Source organism: Nostoc sp. (assembly GCF_036917375.1).
GTDB lineage: Bacteria > Cyanobacteriota > Cyanobacteriia > Cyanobacteriales > Nostocaceae > Nostoc.
In genome coordinates this window covers 42,359-66,383 of record NZ_JBALDN010000007.1, presented here as the reverse complement: position 1 = coordinate 66,383, position 24,025 = coordinate 42,359, and the positions used below count along the sequence as shown (strand labels likewise).

The window sequence follows — 24,025 nt, the reverse complement described above, 5'->3', positions numbered from 1 at the left end:
AATATGACGATAGTAAGACAAAACACCCTAAATCCAACTGTAAATCCTTCAGTAAATTCTCCAGAAAACTTGGCAGAAAAGTATACGGAAGCAGAGCGTATGCGTGATGTTCTGCTTTTACTGCAAAACTTGATTAACAGTGAAGAAGCCACTGTAAAACTAATTCTGGATTGTCTTTATGATGTTGGTTCAGTCAATTTGATTAATCAAAAGCTTCGCCTGAAACCGTTAAACAGGGTGATGAAATTAATTGCCCGAGTGTCTAAACCAGTTTTTAGAATCTTAGCTTTAAATTGGTTTAAAAAGAACTGTCCGCAACTGATTACTAATTGGCTACACACGCAAGTCTCGTTTGAAAATACCCAAAAGACACCTGAACAAGTAGCTATTGAAGTTGTACAACTAGAACCATATTCTATCCCACAGAGAGAAAGCCTGAGCCAAGAGATAAAAAATCTGCGTTATCAGGTTAGATGGCTAGCTGGAATTTCAATAATTGCGATCGCTGTTTTAGTAATAAAAGCCACTTGGTTAAATTGAAACTTATGAATTATGAATATTATGCCTCTGCCCAAACCGATCTTGGAGGACATAGAAATACACCTGCTCTTGGAAGGTGTGTATCAGTACTACGGTTATGATTTTCGCAATTATGCTCTTTCATCGCTCAAGCGCCGTATTCAGGGCTTCATGCAATTAGAAGGGATAGGAAATATTTCTGCATTGCAGGAGCGATTACTCCACAACCGCGCCTATTTAGAAAGATTTTTGTTGGCCCTGACGGTGAATGTAACATCAATGTTTCGCGATCCTAGCTTTTATAATACCTTCAGAAATCAGGTTATTCCCTTCTTACAAACCTATCCGTTTATTCGCATCTGGCACGCTGGATGTTCAACTGGTGAAGAAGTTTATTCAATGGCAATTTTACTGCAAGAAGAAGGACTTTATCACCGTTGCCGCATATATGCCACTGATACGAATGAGAAGGTATTACAAAATGCTAAAAGTGGGATTTTCTCGTTGAAAATGATGCAGGAATATACTCACCTGTATTTAAAAGCAGGGGGCAAGAAATCTTTCTCAGAATATTATACAGCAGCTTATGACAATGCTATTTTTCGAGCGTCTCTAAGAGAAAATGTGGTTTTTGCCCAGCACAATTTAGCCACTGATAGCTCTTTTAATGAGTTCAATGTGATTCTTTGTCGTAATGTCCTCATATATTTTAATCAGGCACTTCAGAAACGCGTACACGAACTATTTTATAATAGCCTTTGTACCTTTGGCATCTTAGGTTTAGGAAGACAAGAATCTATTAGGTTCACCTCTTATGAGCAGTACTATGAAGAGTTAATTAAGGGTGAGAAAATATATAGGAAAATAGCAGGTGGGTAAAAAGAATGCTTGAAGTTGGTAATTGAATTATGAATTATGAAGTACGAATTATCCTAAAATAAAGAATGCCCAACCATAAATTATGAATAAAATTGCGATTGCTGTCAAAAGACAGTCTGTCAAACATTTTTTATTGTGTTCAGAAGATAGATTTAGCGATGGCTTAAGGTAAATTACACATTAAAGTATTAAAGGAGATTGTCGATGCAACTTCTCGAATGTCCTCCTGTTGCAGTCATTGCTGGAGAAAATGCGGTTCATGTTTCTCAACTACCTTCTATATGGCAAGACATTGCTAGAGGAACCACGAGTGTCGGACTTTCCCAACCCCAAAGCTATGTTGAGATGGCACAGCTATTTTTGTATAAATTAGAACGTGGTGATGTTGATTTATTTAGCGATCGCCCCCAATTAGCTCACCTAATACCCTCATTTTCCCAGTTATTTGCACAACTGGCATGGGAAACCTTAGAGTTTTTTGGGCAAGACTTCCTCAAACACAGCTATCCGAACTTTGCAGAAATTCTTTGCGATGTGGAGTCAAAAGGAATCGATTACGCTGATGAAGTAAAAGTGGCTCGCATCGGCATAGATTTATTCAATGAATTTGGTTATGAACTACCAGCAAGTTTTTATCACGTGCATTTAGCTCCAATTTACCGCGATCATGTTTTTGAAGAACGTGCCTTGCGATTCGATCGACGCGATATTGAGCATAAACGCGCTTGGGATGCCATACTTCATGCAGGTAAGGTCTTTGCTATTCAAATGAAGGTGCAAAGTATCGCCTCCAAATACGGTTTTACTTATCAGCATGGTTGCGGTTGCAACTCTCATCTATCTTCCATTGATGTATCTCGTGGGGCGTTTGAATATGAATTGAGTTCCGACAAGCGCCAGCGATGGATTCGCAGTTTCATCTGGACTGCTTGGTATGAGTATGCTTTCTTTGCGATCGTACCAAATACGAGTTATTTGGTTTAATGCCTCGTTTTAAAGAGAAAAAGTAAGTAAATAAGTAAGTGGACTAGAATAAATCAAACTATGTTATGTAATTTAATTATTCACAGCCACTTACTTAGAACAACAGTTTTAAGAAATCGCCTCAAAAACCATTTGCGGAATTAACACTTCATCTTGTAATTGTCCAACACCTAAAAAGCGAGTCTCTTCTTGATAAACTCTTACTATCTCATTAACTTCAGAATTTAGAGAAACTCGCTGACCTTGACACCATTTTTGAGCAGATATTGCTGGTAAAGTTACAGACGACAAATGTTGTAACGCTGCATCAGGAGCAAGAGGTTGAAATGTCCCGCCTTGCAATTTAGCTTCTAAGTCGGTGAAAGTGAGACTATCTGTTAAATCGAAACCACTGCTTTGAGTACGGATCAAAGCCGCCAGAGTGCCGCCAGTTTCTAAGATTGCACCTAAGTCACGAGCGATCGCTCTAATATATGTACCAGATCCACAGGCGATCGCCACATCCAATTCGGGAAAATCTCCTTCTCTCCAATCCAAAATATCTATCTGAAAAATTTCTACTGTCCGCACTGGAACTTCCACTATTTCACCTTTACGTGCTAAGTCGTAGAGACGTTTCCCATCCACTTGAATTGCACTATAACTCGGTGGGATTTGCTCAATCTTGCCTTCAAATTGTGCCAGTGCAGTTTTCACCTCTGCCAAACTCAATCCAGCACAAGCTTGAGAACTAATGATTTCACCTTCTAAATCATCGGTTGTAGTCCGCACACCCAGACGAATGGTAGCCTTGTAAGCTTTATTTTCTGGCAGATATTGCAATAATCTTGTAGCTTTACCAAGTGCGATCGGTAAAACCCCTGTTGCTGCTGGATCTAAGGTTCCCGCATGTCCTACACGTTTGAGGCGCAACAATTTTCGCACCCGCGCTACGCAGTCGTGGGAAGTCCAGTCAAATGGTTTGTTTAAGTTGAGAAAACCTTGAAATAACACAAAATCAATACTTACAGCTTCTAAACTATATTAAATACTTATTTAATCCTCAAAGCATTAATATTTAGCAATTAAAGTTTATCGAAACAGAATTCAGGAGTCAGGAGTCAGAATTCATTCTGATCGAAAAAGCGGATAGCGAGTCGTAGAGAGCGTTTTGATTCTGAATTCTGAATTCTGCATTTTTCTTCTATTAAGCATTATTTTATCAGTATCAAGACATTCTCTAAGCACTTTACCGAATAATATCCAAAAAGTGCAGATAATGCCGAGTATTTTCCGCAAATATCACGATGTCATTTATAACTTACAAGACATAAAACTGTAATAATCAAGAAATATCATAGAAAACTTAATCAAATTTTTGATTATCAATCAAAGATTTTATCTATAGCGCTTTTAGCCAAACAACTATCAAGAGGTTTTAGGAACATAAATCAAATGAAAAAATCAATCTTCACTACTACTTTGTTTTTTTGCTCTATGTTGATTGTGGGTTGTAGTAACTCAGACAATAGTGCTTCTCAACAAAATAAAGTTAATCCAGCAAATACTGCAACAGCTACGCAAGTTAATTCTGAATCTATTTCTGTGAATCAAGTAAAACTAGATAACAGCAAAAAAACTATTAAGTCAGCATCAACTGAAAAAACATCTCCTAAAAACAATCAATCCAAAGAAATTAAAAACGATAATCCCAGTTCTGGTACTATCAAAGATATGCAAAACGGAGACTTGAAATGCTACGTTACTGTTGTCGATGAAAATGGCAAAGTATATGAAGGTGTCGGTGCAGTCTTTGAGGTTTGCGAACCAGATAAATACGTCAACAAAAAAGTAAAAATGTCTTATTCTCTAGAGAATGTCAGTGATTGCCAAAGTTCTGAGCCTTGCGGGAAAACAATCAAAGAATGGTTGATTAGCAAGATAGAAATTCAAGAGCAATAATTATAAAGGAGGCAGGAGGCAGGAGGCAGTGTTTCGACTACGCGGCAGTTGAGCGTAGTCGAAACTCAACAACCGGGCAGGAGGCAGGAGGAAAGAAGTATGAATAAAAACTCGCATTTGCAGGGTATAAAGCCCACTTTAAAACAAGAATTATATCAAGACGAATAGCGCGACTTGCATTGCGTCCAAGATCAATCCCACGTTTTAAAACGTGGGTTCCTCCTGCCTCCTGAAAATATGCTTTTGAAAATTATCTAAATCAAATGGATGATGAGGATAGTTGACCAGTTGGACATATCTTCGGTAAGCTAACTGTAACTTTAGTTCCTTGCCCCACTTCACTTGACAAAGTAATATTGCCACTATGTAACTCGACACAAGCTTTAGCGATCGCGAGTCCTAAGCCTGTACCAGGAATTGTGTCAACGTTACTTCCACGACTGAAGGATTGAAACAAATTTTCTCGATCTGCCATTGGGATACCAATTCCACAGTCTTGAATGTAAAAAATCGCTTCTGATTCTTTGCCGATCAGGTGAAATTCTACACTACCTCCATCTGGAGAGTACTTAATTGCATTGGACATTAAGTTAATAAAAATTTGTTGCAAAAGTCCGCGATCGCCCCAAAATCCATGATGATTACCAGTAATTTTAAAAATCAATTCGTGGCGATCGCCTACTGTTTCTCGCTCTTGTTCTAATAGATCGGAAAAAAATTGTAGTAAATCGACTGAGATTGGTTGAAACTTGGGTTTTTCCAGTTCCAATTGGTTAACCAGAAGCATATTATCCACGAGTTTGGACATATACCTGGCTTTCTGTTCAATGATTCCCAAGAACCGCTCTTGTTTGGACTCATCTAGTTGCTGGCTATGTTTTACCAAAGTTGATGCCGCAGCCAGAATTGAAGTTAGCGGCGTTCGATACTCATGGGAAACCGTTGTAATTATTTGGGATTTAAATACATTGAGTTGCTTTTCTTTGGCAAGGGCTGCTTGAGTTTGGGCTAACAATTCCGCTTGTTGAATAGCGATCGCTAGTTGTACTGATACTTCATTGAGCATTTCTGCATCATCAGTTTGCCACTGTCGCTCCCCGGAATTATGGTGAGCAATCAATAAACCCCAAAGCTTGGGTGTTGGGTTTCCATTGTTGCTCAGATTAATCGGAACTACCAGATTTGCCTTAGTATTAAATTGCTCTTTTAGGTTGACACAATTACACAAGCCAAGCTCATAGATATAAGGGATTGGAGATGGGGAATTAGGCACAAAAGGCAGAGGGGCGGAGGGGCAGAGGGGCACAGGAGAAAGACCTACTGCAACTTCCTCCCTACTCCTCTGCTCTCCTGCTCCCCTGCTCCTCTGCTCCCCAATCCCAGCCCCAACGCGATCGCACAATGCCACAGTGCTGTATGACTCAACTGATGAGGCGACTATCTTACCATCTGTATCTGGGGCAAACTGATAAACCATCACGCGATCGCACTTTAGAAGTTGCTGAACCTCAGCTACAGCCGTATTCAAAATCTGCTCTAGATTAAGAGACTGGCGAATTCGTAAAGCAGTCGTGGCAATTAGGCGTTGTCTCTCCTGAGTTTTGAGCAGTTGGGCTTGCAAGCACGATTGCTTAATGGCGTTGCGGACTGCTAGTTGCAGCACATCTTGTGTAAGATTTTGCTTGACTAAGTAATCTAAAGCACCTCGTTTCATTACCTGCACAGCGATTTCTTCATCACCGCGCCCTGTCAACATAATTACGGGGACAGAAGTCTTAAATATCTCCTGCTGAATGCGATCAAAAAGTTCTAACCCGCTCATATCAGGTAGGCAAAAATCCAGCAGAATCACATCGCAGCGTACTTTTTGGCACAAAGCAAGTCCTTCTTCTGCACAGTCTGCCTCCAAAATCTGGTAGGACTGGTGCGGATCTTTCAAAAGATATCGACGATAGATTTTCCGATCTGCGGCACAATCATCGATGATAAGTAGCGTCCATGTGTCCAACATAAGGTTATGAGGATCAGGGAGCCATATAGATCCCTTTTATCCAGATTGTGTTTTCTTGCATAATTCTAAAAATAATATAAAATAAGTGTAAATAAAATCTAAATTCTTTAGTAATCCTAAAGAAACACCAAATAGTCAAAAACAGGAAAATGGGGAAAAGGAATATAACAGAGACAAACACACACAGTGACTCAAAGAGGGAAATGTCTCTGTCTCCTCTGAGCCGTCTCCTTTATTATCGGTTTTCCCCTACTGCTAGATTGACAAAAAATAAATAACTTAATCCAACACAGGCGGCGTATTGGCTTCAAGCCAGTAATCCACAAATGCCTGGATCGTCTTTTTTAGTTCCTGAGCATCCATCGGTTTTACCAGATATCCATTTGCGCCCTTTTGGTAGCACAATTCAATATCCTTGGGGTTAGATGATGTGGTAAAAACAACGATGGGAATTCCTTTGAAACTGTTATCCTGCTTGAGCCGATCTAAAATGTCACGCCCATCAATACCTGGCAAATTGAGATCGAGCAAGATTACAGAGGGTCGTAATGCTACTTTTGAGTTGGGTAGGTCTTCGTCCTTAGCGTAGGCATAGTTTCCCTGTTGATAGAGAAACTCTAAAACCTCATCTCCATTAGTACAACGGTGTATGGGATTCTGGACGGACATACGCCGCATCAGACGTTGCAGCATCCGAAAATCTTCATTGCTGTCCTCAACAACGAGCAGCGGTTCATGAAGTTTTTTTGTCATTCGTAGTCTTAAAAGAGCTTAACAAAAATATATATTTAGTCATTATCTTAAACTATTCCAACGTAAAATAAAAAATTGAGCCAACGCCTATAGTAGATTTCACCCAAATTTTACCGTTATGAAGCTCAACAATCTTCTTGACAATAGCTAGTCCCGCACCGGCTCCTCCACCGTATTTTTCCTGCGAATGAAGCCGCTTAAATAATCTAAAGATAGTTTCTAGATGATGTTGTGGAATTCCAATGCCGTTATCGCGGATATAAAATATTGGGCACTGGGCATGGAGAAGAGGCAGAGGGGCAGAGGGGCAGAGGGGCAGAGGGGAAATGCTCCCCTGCTCCCCTGCTCCCCTGCTCCCTGCTCCCTGCCCCTCTTCTTGAGAAATGTAGCCAATCTCAACCCATTGCTCCGCTTTATCGTTGTATTTGAACGCATTACCAAGCAGATTACTGAAGACTTCATTAACCAGAACTCGATCGCACAAAACTGTTGGTAAAGGCCGAGGAATGCGGATATCTACAAGCCCAGAGTCTTGACGACTAGCACGAAAAATGTCAATTACTTGGTTGAGTAATTCGTTGAGGTCAGTTGCTTGCAAACGCAGTTGTGCTTGTCCTAACTGCGAGAGTCGCAATAGAGCATTAATCAGAGTTTCCATGCGTACAGACAAGGATACTACTGTTTGCAAGCACTCAATGCCGTCATCATCTAATACTTGGGCATAGTCTTCTAGCAGCACTGTTGAAAAGTTATAAATGCCTCGCAAAGGTTCCTTGAGGTCATGGGAAGCGGCGTAGGCAAAGGATGCTAGTTCTTGGTTACTGCGCTCTAACTCTAGGTTGATTTTAGCTAATTCATCCGCTTTCGAGAGTACAATACCAACGATCGCATTATTCAAAGCGATCGCACTGTCTAGTTCGCAAGGTTTCCAGGGTAGAGAAGTTAATCTAACCGTTTCTTGCCATTGTTCAAAAGATTTTCGTGGAGATAGGGTATAGCTACCATCTGCCTGCGCTTGCATGGATTCTTGCGGATTTCCTGCCCAGTGTACTGTTTGGATAACTTCCGGGCGAAACCAAAGGATGTAATAACGCCGGACTTTAGAAATCCGCAGTAGCAACAAGCCACTAGCAGTATCTTTAAATATCAGTGCCTCTGAGTAAAGCTTCGGCAGAGAATTAGTAGAAAATAGGTTGTCACTAACTTGGGTATTCGCCCATTCAATGAGTGCCCGAACTTCATCAATATTCGGTGTTGTTCCTACAAGAGTAATTTCATTATCTAGACAAACCGCCGCTCCTGAAGCACTAACAAGATCGAGCAAGCGAATTTCCGGTTTAATTAAGGCATCGATAAAATTGTCTGCTTGGGAAATAGATTCTAGAAACTCAGACTGTAGCGATTTGAGTTTTACTTTATAATCCCATTCCGAGTAACTAATTTTGTGCGCTAATTCTAAAGACGCAATCTGTCCCAAAAATTCGCACATCTTGCGGACTTCGTAAGAAATATACTTTGGTGTTTGATGGTGACAAGATATTAATCCCCAAAGCTTCTGTTCTTGAATAATTGAAATCACCAAAAGAGCCTTCACTCCCATATTTTGATGATATTCAGTACAACACCAATCAAAACTTCGTAGCAGACAGTAGCTTAAGTCAAGATGCTGATGTGTTGTCGGATTTTCCGTTGGAACTAGTTTGACAGGTTCGGCAGTCAAATCGGGGAGAAATCGCAGAAAGCAGCGCGTGTATAACTCCCTAGCCTGCGCTGGAATATCTGTAGCGGGATAGTGGAGTCCTAAGTAAGGTGATAAATCTTCCCGTTTAACTTCTGCAACAACAGAACCCGCTTCTGACTCGTCAAATTGATAGACCATCACCCGATCGAAACCGATGATTTTTTGGACTTCTTCAGCTACTGAATGTAAAAATTCTCCCAGATTGGATGTCCTTTGCATTTTAGCGATCGCTTCACTCGCCAAACTATGAAAGTTTAAGAAACTCACCTCAAATTCCGAGTCAGTTGGTTCTAGCTCCAGAATCACAGCTTCTTCTGTACGATGAGCAATAGCATCAAAGTATATTTCTCCATATAAAGTATTTATTAATACTTTGAAAACATTAGCGCTGCCAATCTTTTTTACTAAGCACTGCTTGACAATTTCCACTGGCTGAGGTTCAAGTAAATAGCTCAAAGGTTTACCGAGCAAATCTTCTGGAGCTTTGTACAAATACGCTTGGGTATTGTTGCTAACTTGCAGTATCTCTAACTGAGTACTGAGTGCCAGGAGAATGCCATGAGGTTGAATAGAGCCAGGTATGTGAATAGGTTTGCGATCGTGGTTAGTCAGGGCAGTAGCTTGGGCTGTAGTATATTCCGGCTGGCTCATAACTGAACTTATGTAAAGCTAGTTTTTAAAATAGCGTAATTAAATGTCATATTTCTTTAAAGTATAGGTCGAGAAGTATGAATGCGATCGTATATCAATTGGGCTTGTTACGGTTTTTACAATAAGTAGGTAAGGGCAAATAATTAGAAGATGGTTTTCGGTACGTTATAGAAGCTGTAATATCATAACCGTATAATTAGTTATGATTTACACAATTATTTCTTGCATTTTACTGAGCAGAATAGTCACTGCCGTCTTAAATACGGTGAAAAGCTTGACTATCGTAATATACCTGACAAGTCTCCATCACATTGTTAGCCCGTTTTCACTAGCAACTTAGCGCAAGCTGCAAGAAAACCACTGATGAGTGGATGAGGTTTAGAAGGAGTTGACGAAGTTTGCGGCACAAACAAACTTGCTAGAAAGAAGGGATGAGTTGGTAACTCCAAGATCCGAGGTTCACCATTTTGGTCTGTGCCAGAAATCTGCATACCTGCCTCAATCAGAGCATCACGATACATCGGATTGATTCCAAAGTGGCAGAAGTATTCCTCAACTGCTGCGTTGTTGCTGTAGAGATCGCGAGCAAGACTGTTGGGTTGAATATTGACAGTCATCTTCTTTCCTGCAATGTTACACGCAAGTGGAGTCAGAATTAATCGAGCAGCAGATGGATCGAATTCAGCACTGGTAGCATCTGCAATCCATAATACGTTGCGGGCAAACTCAATAACCGCATACTGAAATCCAGCACATGTTCCAAAATAGGGCTTGTCATTTTCACGAGCGAAGCGAATTCCTTGGAGCGTTCCTTCCAACTCCCGAACATCTCCTGGCCCGCCAAAGATGCCATCAAAATCCTGCAACATTGCATTTGCATTAGGCTTGGCAAGAGTTTCTGTTGGTATCCATGTTTCTGTAACTTCTAAGTCAAGAACTGCTGCGGCATGACGGAGCGCTACGCCCAATGTGGCTTGAGGTGGAAACACTGGGTGATAGTCACCAACAACCGCTACCTTGATTGGTTTCATTGGCTTACCTCAATTTTTAGTAGATTTGTAGCATAAAGTCTTGTCTTCAGTGCTTCTATCACTCTACAGACAGATTCAAAACTCTGCCCCTACCAATAACTTGAGGGCTAACTGTTCAAATCAAATAAAAATCATTACATGCAGCAATGCAACACCAATATCCAACATCCAAAATCCGAAGCTGACTATGGTGTTGGGAACTTTTTTTTTACGAGTTTGGCTCCTTTAATATCCAATAATTGTGCTAACTCGGCTGTATTGAATGATTTGACGAGACTCAAACCAAGAGACTTACTAGAAATGCTTTGAGTGTAAGCGGCGTTGAGGTACGGTGTGTATTGCGGCTTGCCTGCAATGTATGTTTGGAAGAAAGGTAAACTCAAAACATTCATGTAACGACGTGCTTGAGAAGCATCGCCAATCATATCGGCAGGTAATGCTACTTGTTGATTTGCAGGGTTTGCATTGCCAATGGTAGAGAAGTGTGTGCCACCTACAAGCATGACGAGATACTTTTGGGAATTTGCCAACCAGGAGAAAGGTAAAATTTGCTCGGATAAAGCTGGTGCAACTGTATCATCACTACTGCTGACAATCATTACTGGAGTTTTAATTTGACTTAAGCCAGCTTTGCCAAAAATCGAACTAGTAATGGGATTAACTGCGATCGCAGCTTTTACTCTTTCATCCCGCAGGTTATAATCTTTGCCAGACTTACTAATGCTCAATTCTAAAGCGCGACACTGGAGCAGTAAAGACATATTCCAGGTTTTTTGGAGTGCTGCTGGTTGACAGTCTTGTTTTAGCTGCTCAAAGTTGATTTTAGCGCCTGCCAGGGCCAAGGCTGTGTAGCCTCCCAAAGATTGACCAAATACTCCGACTTGTTGCAGATTTAAGCGACCTTTAAACCGTGAATCAGATTGATTACCTTTTTGCAATTGATTCAGTATATATGTTATGTCCATTGGTCGGTCTTGAAATTCACTTGGTTCTGCTACTTCAATAGCGCGTCCATTGAGCAGAGAACGCAATTGTTTCGCGTCACTACCAGGGTGATTGGGAACAACGACGGCAAATCCGTAAGAAGCTAAATGAGTGGCTAAATATTGAAAGTTACTGCTGTCTAAACCCAAACCGTGAGAAATGACAATTACTGGTGCAGTCTTCTGGACATTGGGAATGTAAACATCAGTCAATAAAAGTCGATTGCGGGTTGAGTCGAAAAACTTCAGGGTGTATTTTTGCGATTTAAATTTTCCCGGAACCTTTAAATCGGGCAATTGCGAGAAATTTGGTTGAGAAATGCTCTCAGCTTCTATTTTAGACTTTTGGGAAACAGCTGCGATCGCCTGATGGGTTTGGTTAACAAGTTTCTCCAATTCCGTAGCTATTTCAAAAGTCTCGGCGACATCAAGGCGAATGCTGCTGGTGGGATATTTACGCAACACATTTAAAAGTGTCAAGCCTCCCGATTCACCAGAGGCTAAAATTAGCGCCGAACGCAAAGCACCAAATCCTGGTTCTGGTTGAGAAGATTTATTTATAATCACTTGCGCCAATCGATGCAGTAAAAATTCTCCTTGTGGTGTGTAGAGAAGTTGCGAAACTACTACTGGACTAACTTTTACACGATTAAGCAAAATCCGCCGCAATTCTTGAAGCTGTTCTAAAGGCAGATATCGCTGATAGGCTGCTAAGTCTTCGTTAATTACACCTGTTTTGGCGTAGTTCTCTAAAGTCCTGACTGAAATGGAAAGCTCCAAAGCTGAATAAGATGCATAAATCCGCTCTGCCGCCAAGACAGAATTACTAATTCCAAATGTTGGCAGCACCATTGAAAGAACCAGCAATAGAGAATTTTTTCTGAGGGTGCTGGCCCAATTACCAAACAAACTATTCATCGCTCAACTGTTTCGGTGGTCTGGTTTTATCGGGTGTTGGCTTTGGTAGTTATTCGGGCGCCCTGCTTGGTTTACTTAAAGTTATTAGCCTCAATTTTCTCAAAACAGAATTTAGGAGTCAGTAGTGATAATTCAGGATGAATTATCTATGACTTGCGAATGTAGCTTGCTTAAAATAATCGGTATAAATGGGTTTAAAATCTCCACCAAATTTTAGATTTAGTAGTCAAATAAAGTAGTGATTCCCAATTACCTAGTAATTTATTCTGACTCCTGAATTCTGATTTTTGAATTCTTCAAGGATTTTTCGGCTATCAAGTCAACAATTAAATACTACAGAGTCACACAGATGCGTAAAGTATCCATCTGACTTCAGTAGCTTGCCTTCACTATTAAATCATAACAAATAAAAAATAGTCTGCCTCAGTATTTATGTTGTAGCTTTGAATCTGGCACGAATTCACTAGATGAAAAATCCAGTGAAAATCCTGAAAAATATGGTGATTAATCAGCTTTTCCCAAAGCGATCGCTATTGAACCTGTAACTACTAAACCCGCTCCAAATATTGCTATGAAGGTGAAGTGTTCTGGTGGTGTCCAAGAAGGTGCAATAACTGATACAACTGTGACTGCTATTAATGTCACAATGGGAGCTAAGGCTAATACTGCACTTACTCGTGATGCTTCCCAATGTTGTAATGATTCAGAAAAAGCACTGTAAGCGATTAAGGTATTCAAGGCACAAAAAATCAACATTCCTAAATGGAAAGTATCAAGTATAAAAAGTGATTTAACTTTTGCTAGAGGAGTGAATAATAAAGCACAGCCCCCATAAATAATCAACATGATGCTGGTAGAAGATAAAGATTGTAATAACTGCTTTTGTGCCAAAGCATAAATAGCCCAAGCTGTCGATCCTAGTGCAATTAAAACACTACCTAGTATATATGTGCCATGTGCTGTAATTAAATTCGTTAGTTGCTCGCGAAAAAATAAAAGATAACCACAAATCATGACACTAACGCCAATCCATTGAGACAGCCGATAACGTTCTTTAAAAATTACTAACCCTCCAAAACCTAATAAAAGGCTAGATAATTGAATGAGAACTTCAGCGTTAGCAGGCGATGTTAATGCTAAACCTTGGATAAACGAAAAATAATTAATCCCTAAAAATATTGTCGCGATCGCTAATAACTTTCCAGAAGCAGAGCGCAATTCTTCTAACTTTGGTAATTTACCCCGTATTCCTAAATACACAGCAAGCAATACAAATGATACCAAAAAACGAAACCAAATTACGGTATAGACATCTAGTACTTGTAGAATTATTGCAAGAGCAATAGGTAAAATTCCCCATAATAAGACCGTCAATAGCGATAATGCTAGCCCTAAGCGCCACCGACCAGAACTCTGATGTATTAACATTAAAATATCCAAAAATTAGGACTGATAAGCAAGTTATATCTAATTTAAATATCTGAACATTTTATCAAACTCTTATCGACAAAATATATTAATAGTTTAGTTAATGCAAATTCAATATAAAATAACTAATTTGTCCAACTTAATTTATAATTCGTAGCCCGAAGAAGGTTTTTTTGTGTTCACGTAAAATTTGTAATTTGCGTGTTCATTTTACATGAATCTTATATTTCAAACTTCCTCATAAATGTATACTTTATCTCGGTGTTACTTTATAAAACAACTATGGGGATTACACCCATAATCAGCTTAGTAATCTTTACGACTGCCTTATCAAGTTACTTATTGCTGACCTCAAGAGGTCGATTTTTGCTCAAATCTTTGATGACAAAAATAAAGCGGCAAGAGTGGAGATTCAGATATGGCAAACCCAATTACTTGAGATCGAGATTTTCAAGAACTACAACAATTGCTGCCATTATTCTGGCAGCAGTAATAGCTGGAAATACTGTATCAGCAAAGGTTACGGGCCCGCCTCCAGTTTCGCTTAAGAGCGTATCGGTTCCAGAACCTGACAATCTTGGAGACTTCGTAAAAGACAAAACGGCTGCAATCAAATTAGGAAAGACTCTTTTTTGGGATATGCAGGTTGGGAGCGATGGAAAGACCTCCTGTGCTAGTTGTCACTTCCATGCTGGAGCTGACAACAGATCCAAAAATCAGATTGCTCCTGGGCTTTTGCGGGTCAACGCCGATGGTACAGAGAATCCAGATTCAGTTTTTAATGTCGGCGGACTACCAAACTATCAGCTCAAACCAGGAGATTTTCCCTTCCACAAGCTGTCAAACCCAAACGATCCTAAGACTGTTGTATCTGACCGTAACGATGTCAGTTCTTCTCAGGGGATCTTCAATACGAAGTTTGTGGATGTCACACCTGGGAATGCAGAAGACAAAGTTACAACCGAGCCAGATCCGGTATTTAAGGTGGGAGGTATAAATGTGCGGCGCGTTGAGCCGCGTAACACGCCAACCGTGATTAATGCTGCATTCAACTTTCGTAACTTTTGGGATGGAAGAGCACAAGACATCTTTAATGGGGTGAATCCCTTCGGTTTAAGAGATCCTAATGCCGCTGTCGTCAAGGCTATAAACCCAATTAGGGTAGAATTTGTGAAAGTCAGCCTCAAGAACTCGTCTTTGGCATCTCAAGCTGTCGGCCCGCCACTTAGTTCCTTTGAGTCATCCGCAGATGGTCGCACTTTTCAAGAAATTGGTGATAAGTTCGGGGATGGTAGTCAGTTCGGGCGAATTGACATAACACCTCTCAGCGTTGGTAAGGGTAAAAAGCTCCCCCGAAAACTTGCGAAAAAGTTATTAGCTCTGAGACCGCTAGGTAAACAGATTGTGCATCCACAAGACAGCGTTTTAGGTAAAGATAGTAGATCGCCTAAACCTGGACTTAAAGATAGAACCTACGAGCAGATGATTCAAGAGGCCTTCAAGCCAGAGTGGTGGAATTCTAATCGACTCATTCAAGTTGACTCTGACGGTAAACGGACTATTATCAAGAGGCCCGATCGCTCTTTGCAGACTAATGAGTATACATTGCTAGAGTACAACTTCTCATTATTCTTTGGGCTGGCAATTCAGTTGTATGAGTCTACACTCATTGCTAATGATACGCCCTACGATCGCTACTTGGAAGGAAACACCAGCGCTTTAACCGCGCAGCAGCAACGAGGGAAAGGACTGTTTGAGGGCAAAGGTCTGTGTATTGGTTGCCACACTGGACTAGAATTAACAGCTGCTTCAGTCAGCAGCGTGGCTAAAGAGGGACGAATCAAGCGTGCGCCGTTCCCGCCAAACTCCCCAGAAGACACTGGTTTCTTCAATATCGGTGTCAGACCTGCCACAGACGACCCCGGTTTGGGTGGTTATGACGGTTTGCAGAGTAACGGTCAACGTAATCCGCTTTCAGAAGCACGATTGGCTCAGTTGGGTAAATTTAAGGATCTCCTGGGCGAAAATCCCCCAACCCTCAATCCACCGTTGAATTCCAGTGAACCTGTGTTTGCAAACGGAGCTTTCAAAGCACCGGGACTTCGCAATGTCGAACTAACTGCTCCCTACTTCCACAATGGAGGTCAGGCAACTCTAGAGCAAGTGGTTGATTTTTACAATCGTGGTGGTGATTTTGGAGTACTTCCACCGCTAAATCTTTCACCAGTAGAAAAACAGGATTTGGTCGCCTTTTTAAAAGGACTGACTGATGACCGAGTTCGGTTTGATAAAGCGCCCTTTGACCATCCACAATTGTTTATCCCTAATGGACATGTGGGTAACACTAATTACGTTGTCAATGACGGCACTGGTAAAGCTACAGATGACACAGTGGAAATTCCTGCTGTTGGTAGGAGTGGTAACGGTGGTACACCAAATTTCCTTAGTTAATCTCATTTCACGACGAAATACCTGAATGCAGATAGATATGTAGGGATATACAAATGTACGTCCCTATTTTTGCAATTTGGTGCAATTGCGGAGTTCGTAGTAAGGGCTTTAGCCCTCAAACCAAGAACTAAAGTCCTTACTACAAACTTATTCATCCTACTCAATACTCAGCACTCAGCACTCAGCACTCATTATTGATGTGGTGGACTAGTAGTTCACCAACCCAAAATTTCTACGTGGAGACAGGCAGGGGAGCAGGGGAGAAACTTGCAGTAAGTCTTTCCCCTCTGCCCCTCCGCTCCTCTGCTGACCACAACGCAAAGTTACCTTAGCAGACTACTAGTAAGTTACGATCGCTTGACTAACGAATGCGTAGGCGTAGCCCGCACTTCTCTACGAGACGCTCCGCGAACGGCTGCGCTCAGTGACCACCGGAGGCATCGCCAAATTTGGGTTCTATATTGCTAACTTTGGTATTGTCTAGGTAATTATAGACTCTTCTGGAAACTTCACGGACAAAATCTCCAGCTTTGGGATCGTAGTTTGGTCTTTGCACCAAAACACCTGCTAAATAGCTTTTGCCGTTGGGCATTTGAATAATACCCGCATCACCAATGATAAATCTCAATGTACCAGTTTTATGGGCGATGGTCGCTCCTTGGCCGATACCAGCTGGTAATAAACTATTGGTTTTGACATGGCGCATAATGCCTAAAACTCGATCGCGGCTACTTGCGGATAACAAACGATTATTAGAAACTAACGCCGCCAATCTGACTAAATCTTTAGAACTAGTTGTATTTGTGCCACCGATGTCTGGAAGTAGATTCCGAAGTGCTGTATTTTGCAATCCCCAACTACGAAAACGTTGACTAACTTTTGCGGCCCCACCCAAGCGATCGAGAATCAGATTTGTGGCGGTATTATCGCTGATTGTCATCATTAAGGTAGCAGTTTCTAGGACGCTGAATTTAGTGCCGATGGGTTTGTATTGCATAGTTCCAGATTCGCCAACCTTTAAATCGCGCCGCATCACTAATTTATCGGTAAGTTTAATTCTACCAGCGTCTATTTCTTGGAAAAGAGCCACTAATAAGGGGAATTTGATTGTACTGGCAGCAGCAAATCTTTTTTCGCCATTAATATCTATATAGTTTCCTGTATCTAAATCTAAGAAAAATATTCCTGGATTTAATGTTTTATAACTTGCTAACAAAGTGCGAATTTGAGAAGTGATACCAGCCATCTCTTGACCAAGATTAACAACTCCAGCAAATGTCGATGCATCTGTGGATTTGATGGCAATATCTTCTCTATTTTCCCCAACAATGGGATTACTTTGCCGATTAAATGAATTGAATTTGAAACTCCAATGAGAACGGGAATCTCCTTTAACTGATATATTTTGGGAAGTAACATCATAACCCGGAGCTAACTCGACGACAAAACGAGTGGTTTGAGAGTCTGGTTTGCCGAGGCGAATTTCTTTGACCGCCTTACCAAAACTTCGTTTGACAGTATCGGAATTAAAATTAGTTCCGGGTAAGTCAATCACTAATCGATTTGGATTATCTAATAAAAAGGCTTTTGGTTCTATTCCCGAAGTGGTAGTTAGGTCTAATTGGTTTTGGCTAGAATCATAGTACCAAGACTGTAATTGTGAGGCTTTTGCTTGTCCTGCAACTAGAACCAAACTGCTTAAACCAATCGCCAGTAGATGTGATTTCATGTTGTGAATGTGGGTGTGCAAGTTAGAAGCGACTAATCAGGTTTACTTAGATTGTTTTCTGATGACTGTGCTGAACTTCCGGAGAAAAAGTCATAAATCCCGTTGAGTTATTTTTACTAGATGAGGATTGGGATTAGATAAGCACGATAAATCATCATTACTTATTAAAAGTAAATCGCTGACAGTTTTATTTGTGTGTGAGTTGACAACAACAGAAATTGTTAATCTAGCGGAAGGACGAGCGAAGGATTAATTATGTTTCCTATTTATATTTTGTATAGAGAGAGAAAGTAAAACCCTAATACATATATATATTTCGCGTCGGGGCGGCACTGTCCATACGTGTCAACTAATAACTGGCTTCCCATCAGCATCAGCGTTACCCCACCCTAACCCTCCCCTTTACAAGGGGAGGGAACGGGATTCTCTTGTTTCCCCCCTTGACAAGGGGGGATTAAGGGGGGTAAAACGCCTGTGGGACACGCATTTGAGCTTAAGTTGACACTAATAGGCACTGCCGTGCCCCTATTCACCTTTTTTAACGTGAATTTGACGAACCTCTCCCTGCCTTGAACTTTTCAAAATGAGAGGTTTGCTGTCATCTCACATTAAAAGAAATCAGCCATCCAAGGAGAACTACCTGCAAATATTTGCGTAGCTGCTGAAATAGCAGTTTCTGTCCCATGCAGTTTTCCGGCTATTTGCAAATGGTAGGGAGCGAACAAGCTTGTATATAGTGGTGCTAATTCTCGGATATCTAACTGCAACTCACCCTTTCCACCTCTTGTAACTTCACCGCGTCCATTGGCAACAGAAAGAATGAATTTACCATTGTTTGCATCTAGCAAATTATCTTGAATATCTAAGTGCAATTCAGCTTCAATTCCCGAAGGATAACCCCGCATCTCCAGCGCTTTGACTACATCTACTACCCGCAGCATCCAACGCATCGTATTCTTAAGCTTGGCAGTTTGCTCTGGTAGCAGCAATGTCAAAGAATCGGTTACAGAACTCCTCCATCGCACGTATTCAATTTGAGAGCGATGACTGGCAAGAAAAGACCAGAATGAGTGTGCAGCAGCAGTTGTGAGAATTACCCAATCTTTGATTCGCAAAATTGCGCCATCCTCTTTTGAATGTTGACTGAAAAGGATGTAGCCTTCAGGTTTCTCTTTTGTACCGATAAAATATGCGTAAAATGTTTCCTTCTCATCTGGTTGAATTAACCGCTCCCAGATTGCGGGATGTCGGTCTAAATATCCATGCGTTAGTTTCGCCTGCTGCTGATATAGTTGATGAAAGACTTGATGATTGATATTCACTATGGGTTGCAAAGGTAGGGATTGCTCTCGCACTTGGATATTCCTAGTAGCAACTTCCCAATTACACCAGCTACCTCCTTGCTCATACCCGACTTTTCGATACAGAGTTTGCACAGCTGGATAAAGAGCAGAGAGCGGTATACCTCTAGCATAAAGTTCCTTGAGCGTCTGCTGCATGAGAGCGATCGCAGCTCCCGAACCGCGATATTCTGGAGCAATACCCACTGCGGCAATTCCTGTCATTGGTACGCGCACACCACCCCACCACTGACCCATATCCAGAGTTGCCAATCCACCAACTAATTGCCCAAATCCCCGAATAATACGGAAATTTTCTACGCCAATGAGATTGATATAAGCTTCCTCGCCACCAAATCCGCTGATGAAACACTGCTCAAGGATATATATTAGCTGCTGAATATCCTGTGGATCGGCAAGAGTGCTGTATTCAAATTGAGCCGTCATCTCTTATACCATTAGTAGGACAAAAACACAATCACACTACAGCAGATGTTGCCCTAATACTTGAGCAATTTCATCGCCATAAAGCCTCGGAATAGCCTCAATTATACTACTGCACATTTGCTTTTAAATGTTGGAACACTTATACCGTTTCTTTGTGAAGCTGCATATATTTATCTCCTGGCTACGCCTTCCCTCCAAAGCATCTTCATGGAGAATTGATATTACACTGGTAAAAATTTTTAATGAGTTACTTCAGGACTGTTTATTCTATTTTTAGGGCGAGTTGCTCTTAGCAAACCACTTACAAAAAATATGTTAACAAGTTGGATTTACCTTATAATTGCAATCCTTTTTGAAGTTTCAGGCACAACTTGCATGAAATTATCGGAGGGATTTACTAAAATAGTTCCTTCAGTATTAATATTTGTCTTCTATGGACTTTGTTTTACTTTTTTGACCTTTGCCCTCAAGAGACTTGAAGTAAGTGTCGCCTATTCTGTCTGGGCTGGATTAGGAACTATTCTAGTAGCTTTTATTGGGATTATTTGGTTTCGGGAATCTGCCACATTCATCAAACTTGTGTCGATCTCCTTAATCATCATCGGGGTGATTGGGATCAACGCAAGTAAATGAAGGGGGCAGCACTTCGGCTACGCTCAGTGACCGAAGGTGACAGGGGAGGGGGTTTGCAGATTTTATACAGCTTAGTATTGGCTGCTTTAGCTAAACATTACTTAGGTAGCGGTGAACGAATTGAATGGCGATCGAACCTTCTCCGACACCGGATGCCACCCGTTTAATTGAGCCGTAGCGGACATCTCCGGCTGCGAAGATTCCGGGAATGTTGGTTTCTAATAAGAAAGGAGAGCGTTCTAAAGACCAACCACGAGGAGATTTGCCATTATGCGCTAAGTCTGGCCCTGTGATGATAAACCCCTGAGCATCGCGTTGAATAACGCCATCGAGCCAATCAGTTTTGGGGCTAGCACCGATGAAAATAAATAGCGATCGCGCTGGCACAGTTTCGGTTTGTCCAGTTTTAGCATGGGCGATCGCAATTGCTTCTAAGTGTTCCTCTCCCTTCACTTCCACGACGCTGCAACCCGTGCAAACTTTGATATTTTCAGTTGCGGCAATTTGGTCAATCAAATATTGAGACATACTTGATGCTAGTGACTCACCCCGCACTAACATGATCACTTTGCTGGCATACTTAGCAAAATGCATTGCTGCTTGTCCAGCAGAGTTTGCCCCGCCTACCAAGTAAACCTCTTCGTTGGCGCAGGCGATCGCCTCAGTCATGGCAGCACCGTAATAAATTCCTGCTCCTGTGAGCTTCTCTGCTCCTGGAACTTTTAGCCAACGGTAGGAAACGCCGGTTGCAACTAAAAGTGCATGACAACTAATCTCGCTACCATCTGCCAATTGCAGAATCCGATAAGGATCTTCCAGTCGAACCCCAGTTACTACTTGAGGAGTAAGAATTTCTACCCCAAATCGCCGCGCCTGAGTAACTCCCCGCCTTGCTAAATCACTACCACTCAAGCCAACAGGAAACCCCAAATAGTTCTCAATTCGCGAACTCGTACCTGCTTGGCCTCCTGGCGCTTCCCGCTCAATTAAGACAGTACTCAATCCCTCAGAAGCGCCATAAACGGCGGCTGCCAGTCCCGCAGGGCCAGCACCCACGATCGCTAAGTCATAAAAGGGACGCTCTGCCTGAGTTTGCAGTCCAATTTTGGCAGCAATCTCTAAGTTAGATGGTTGAATTAACCGAGAACCATCGGGAAACAGCACCAATGGCAATTGCTGTCTGCCATCAGCTTGGGCGTATTCTACTAATTTTTCTGCATCCGGTTCCAGTTCAATATCTAACCACTTAAATGGAACCTGGTTACGTGCCAGGAAATCTTTCACCTGATGTGAAAAAGGCGACCAGCGATTACCAATGACTCGAATACCTTCAAAGGGTGGACGGAATCCAGCTAGCCAGTCATCTAGCAAATCATCTAAAACCGGATATAGTCTCTCTTCTGGTGGATTCCAAGGCTTGAGTAAGTAATAATCAAGTCTGGCACTATTAATCGATTTAATGGCAGCATCCGTATCTGCATAGGCCGTCAATAAGGCACGCTTCGCATTGGGAAAGATGCTTTTTGCTCGTTCCAAAAACTCCACGCCTCCCATTTGGGGCATACGTTGATCCACGAGAAATAGAGCAACTGATTCATTCCGCAATTTTAGTTGCTGCACCACATCCAGAGCCGCGATCCCTGAATCTGCCCGGACAATACGGAAGCGATCGCCATACTGATGACGTAAGTCTCGTGACACCGCTTGCAATACTTCTGGATCGTCATCGACGGTTAAAATTGCTGGTTTCGCCATAACTACTGTTACTTAACAATTGCAGTGTCTAGCCGTTATCTTCAAATATTCGTCGTCAAAATATCTACTGTTTAACCAGTTGCTTTAAACGAAAGTATGCCTCTTCTGGTGTCAGCGGTTCCGATTGAGTTTCATTGGGTATATAAAATACCCAGGTATCGGGAAAGTAATGCACCACAAAGCTGGGAATCAAACCTAAGCTTACTGCTTGCTTGCCGAGTTTTTCAGTTTGTTCCTCTAAACTCAGTTGGTCATGAAATGAGTGTTCAGCCATACTTTTACATCTCCCTGTACTTTATTTGACCTTGGAAGAAGGTTTAAAACCAGCATTGCACGAATCACCTAAAGGTGATTTACACCATGTTTTAGAATGAGCTTGAGAATATTTTGGTAGTAAACCTAAAATAATTTCAAATAAGCTTTCGTAGAGAATCATAAAACTATTTTGGTCATTCAGGGTAATTGAAATTGGATTGAATAACGCAACAGGGCATTGCTCGCGTTGAGGTTTTAGGAAATATCTGTTTCTCCCTATACTCGTACTCGGCACAATTATAAGTAAGTATGCGATCGCTCCAGCTTCCGTGGGTATAGTGGTGGACAGAGTACAAGGAAGCCATAAAGTAATAATGATTGCGTCACCGATGACTCGCTAACGCTTCTCTACAAGACGCACTCGCGTTCGCTATCGGTGACGCTAGCTCCCAAAGGAGTTGAAAGGACGGATAATTTATGTTGTCTCTCTGATTTGCCTGCAACTGTTGCCTTTTGGCACAAGTAACAGCAATGCAAGTCTCATATCGCACCAACTTTAGAGAGAAAAGCTCAATTTCCACAAAATCGCAATGCTTATTTAAATCCCAATGGGAACAAATCTCTCCAACAAGCTAATTGTTGGCTGTAATGATTGGGCTTCAACAAATAGCGCACTTTGCTCATCAAAAGCAGTCCAATTTTGGTGATTGGATAAAGGCTCAGAAGCAACAATAACTTGGTTTGGCTGCTTGAGTTGATCGTAAGACCAATAAAGAGTAGGTGCTTGTGTGCGATAAGCATAGCGAATTGCTGCAACTGCTTGACCATCACTGACAATTACATTGGCACTAAAGCTGGTGTCGTGTTCTGATGCCAACTTAGTCAATTTTTTAAGTGTGGCGTTTAATGCTGACAACAGAGTGCTGTTTGGAGACGACTGCCACATTTCCACTAGGAGGGCGAAGATGTGTTCAGAGTCAGTCGTACCTTTAATCAGGCGGTAAGTAGAATCAGAAAGGCTCTCGCGTATTGGTCTACAAAGAGTTTGTTGAAAGTTTGATATCTCGCCATTATGCACAAACAAAAGTTTCCCACTACGAAATGGCTGACAATTGCTAATGTCGAGGGATTCACCTGTTCCAGCTAATCGGACATAGCCTACAGTACAACTGGATTGTACATAGTTACTCAACTCTTCCAGATTCGGCTCGTTCCACAGCGGGATAGTATTTCGGTAAATAAAGGGTTTACCCACTTCGTCGTACCAGCCTACACCTACTCCGTCTCCACAAACTACTCCTGATTTTAATTCCAAAGGACTGTAACTTTGTTTGTAGAGCGAATGCTCTTGTTTATACAGCAACTCATCTAAGAGGATGGCGTTACCAAGATAGCCAATTAATCTACACATAAAAAAACGATGTTGCTGAAAGAGTAAGAAAAATCAGTCACAAGCCCCGATAGAAATCGAACCTTTTAACTGGACAATTATTGCAAATCATTACTAATTTAACAATTATTGTTTATCTTGTGTATGTTTGATCTGTGACTTTAGTCATGGTTTTGTTGTCTTGCT

At 41.5% G+C, this 24,025-nt stretch carries 18 protein-coding genes; 6 read left to right on the top strand and 12 right to left on the bottom strand.

Going from position 1 to position 24,025, the window contains the following annotated elements; translation table 11 throughout:
• Window positions 1-3 precede the first annotated feature (3 nt).
• The 3 genes from V7K45_RS02295 to V7K45_RS02285 all read left to right on the top strand — a co-directional run bounded on the left by V7K45_RS02295 (window position 4) and on the right by V7K45_RS02285 (window position 2,382).
• Window positions 4-540 carry a hypothetical protein gene (locus V7K45_RS02295; RefSeq protein WP_334999969.1) on the top strand — a complete coding sequence of 179 codons (537 nt, stop codon included), beginning with the start codon at window positions 4-6 and terminating at the stop codon, window positions 538-540.
• Between the two features lie 21 nt (window positions 541-561).
• Complete coding sequence (locus V7K45_RS02290) at window positions 562-1,398, top strand: CheR family methyltransferase (RefSeq protein WP_335000085.1); 837 nt, start codon at window positions 562-564, stop codon at window positions 1,396-1,398.
• Between the two features lie 204 nt (window positions 1,399-1,602).
• Window positions 1,603-2,382, top strand: a complete 780-nt coding sequence (locus V7K45_RS02285) for a hypothetical protein (RefSeq protein WP_334999967.1) — start codon at window positions 1,603-1,605, stop codon at window positions 2,380-2,382.
• Between the two features lie 108 nt (window positions 2,383-2,490).
• On the opposite strand, the gene truB is transcribed toward V7K45_RS02285, so the two are convergent.
• Entirely contained in the window at window positions 2,491-3,375 is an 885-nt protein-coding gene (gene truB, locus V7K45_RS02280; protein ID WP_334999965.1) for a tRNA pseudouridine(55) synthase TruB, read from the bottom strand.
• A 441-nt stretch (window positions 3,376-3,816) separates the two neighbouring features.
• Between truB and V7K45_RS02275 the strand changes: the two genes are divergently transcribed.
• Window positions 3,817-4,323, top strand: a complete 507-nt coding sequence (locus tag V7K45_RS02275; protein ID WP_334999963.1) for a hypothetical protein — start codon at window positions 3,817-3,819, stop codon at window positions 4,321-4,323.
• A 259-nt stretch (window positions 4,324-4,582) separates the two neighbouring features.
• On the opposite strand, the gene V7K45_RS02270 is transcribed toward V7K45_RS02275, so the two are convergent.
• The 6 genes from V7K45_RS02270 to V7K45_RS02245 form a co-directional block, all read right to left on the bottom strand.
• Window positions 4,583-6,334 (bottom strand): hybrid sensor histidine kinase/response regulator, encoded by a 1,752-nt coding sequence (locus tag V7K45_RS02270; RefSeq protein ID WP_334999961.1) that lies wholly within the window; start codon window positions 6,332-6,334, stop codon window positions 4,583-4,585.
• Window positions 6,335-6,613: 279 nt separating this feature from the next.
• Window positions 6,614-7,087 carry a response regulator gene (locus V7K45_RS02265; protein WP_334999959.1) on the bottom strand — a complete coding sequence of 158 codons (474 nt, stop codon included), beginning with the start codon at window positions 7,085-7,087 and terminating at the stop codon, window positions 6,614-6,616.
• Window positions 7,088-7,139: 52 nt separating this feature from the next.
• Window positions 7,140-9,479 carry an ATP-binding protein gene (locus tag V7K45_RS02260; protein WP_334999957.1) on the bottom strand — a complete coding sequence of 780 codons (2,340 nt, stop codon included), beginning with the start codon at window positions 9,477-9,479 and terminating at the stop codon, window positions 7,140-7,142.
• Between the two features lie 314 nt (window positions 9,480-9,793).
• On the bottom strand, window positions 9,794-10,510 hold the full coding sequence (locus V7K45_RS02255; protein ID WP_334999955.1) for a CTP synthase C-terminal region-related (seleno)protein: 717 nt from the start codon (window positions 10,508-10,510) through the stop codon (window positions 9,794-9,796).
• 185 nt (window positions 10,511-10,695) lie between these two features.
• Complete coding sequence (locus tag V7K45_RS02250; RefSeq protein WP_334999953.1) at window positions 10,696-12,411, bottom strand: alpha/beta hydrolase; 1,716 nt, start codon at window positions 12,409-12,411, stop codon at window positions 10,696-10,698.
• Window positions 12,412-12,915: 504 nt separating this feature from the next.
• On the bottom strand, window positions 12,916-13,839 hold the full coding sequence (locus tag V7K45_RS02245) for a DMT family transporter (protein WP_334999952.1): 924 nt from the start codon (window positions 13,837-13,839) through the stop codon (window positions 12,916-12,918).
• A 282-nt stretch (window positions 13,840-14,121) separates the two neighbouring features.
• Between V7K45_RS02245 and V7K45_RS02240 the strand changes: the two genes are divergently transcribed.
• On the top strand, window positions 14,122-16,290 hold the full coding sequence (locus tag V7K45_RS02240) for a cytochrome-c peroxidase (protein WP_334999950.1): 2,169 nt from the start codon (window positions 14,122-14,124) through the stop codon (window positions 16,288-16,290).
• Window positions 16,291-16,711: 421 nt separating this feature from the next.
• Here the strand turns inward: V7K45_RS02240 and V7K45_RS02235 are convergent, their stop codons facing one another.
• Both V7K45_RS02235 and V7K45_RS02230 read right to left on the bottom strand, forming a co-directional pair.
• Entirely contained in the window at window positions 16,712-18,019 is a 1,308-nt protein-coding gene (locus V7K45_RS02235; protein WP_334999948.1) for a serine hydrolase, read from the bottom strand.
• 608 nt (window positions 18,020-18,627) lie between these two features.
• Entirely contained in the window at window positions 18,628-19,806 is a 1,179-nt protein-coding gene (locus V7K45_RS02230; RefSeq protein ID WP_334999946.1) for a GNAT family N-acetyltransferase, read from the bottom strand.
• A 312-nt stretch (window positions 19,807-20,118) separates the two neighbouring features.
• Here V7K45_RS02230 and V7K45_RS02225 point away from each other — a divergent pair, with 312 nt between their 5' ends.
• Window positions 20,119-20,439, top strand: coding sequence for a DMT family transporter (locus tag V7K45_RS02225; protein WP_334999944.1), 321 nt, complete (start codon window positions 20,119-20,121; stop codon window positions 20,437-20,439).
• A 90-nt stretch (window positions 20,440-20,529) separates the two neighbouring features.
• Here the strand turns inward: V7K45_RS02225 and V7K45_RS02220 are convergent, their stop codons facing one another.
• The 3 genes from V7K45_RS02220 to egtC form a co-directional block, all read right to left on the bottom strand.
• Entirely contained in the window at window positions 20,530-22,194 is a 1,665-nt protein-coding gene (locus tag V7K45_RS02220) for an FAD-dependent oxidoreductase (protein ID WP_334999942.1), read from the bottom strand.
• A 64-nt stretch (window positions 22,195-22,258) separates the two neighbouring features.
• A complete protein-coding gene (locus V7K45_RS02215) occupies window positions 22,259-22,468 on the bottom strand; it encodes a hypothetical protein (RefSeq protein WP_194044515.1) in 210 nt (69 codons plus the stop codon).
• A 579-nt stretch (window positions 22,469-23,047) separates the two neighbouring features.
• Entirely contained in the window at window positions 23,048-23,860 is an 813-nt protein-coding gene (egtC, locus tag V7K45_RS02210; protein ID WP_334999940.1) for an ergothioneine biosynthesis protein EgtC, read from the bottom strand.
• Between the last annotated feature and the right edge of the window lie 165 nt (window positions 23,861-24,025).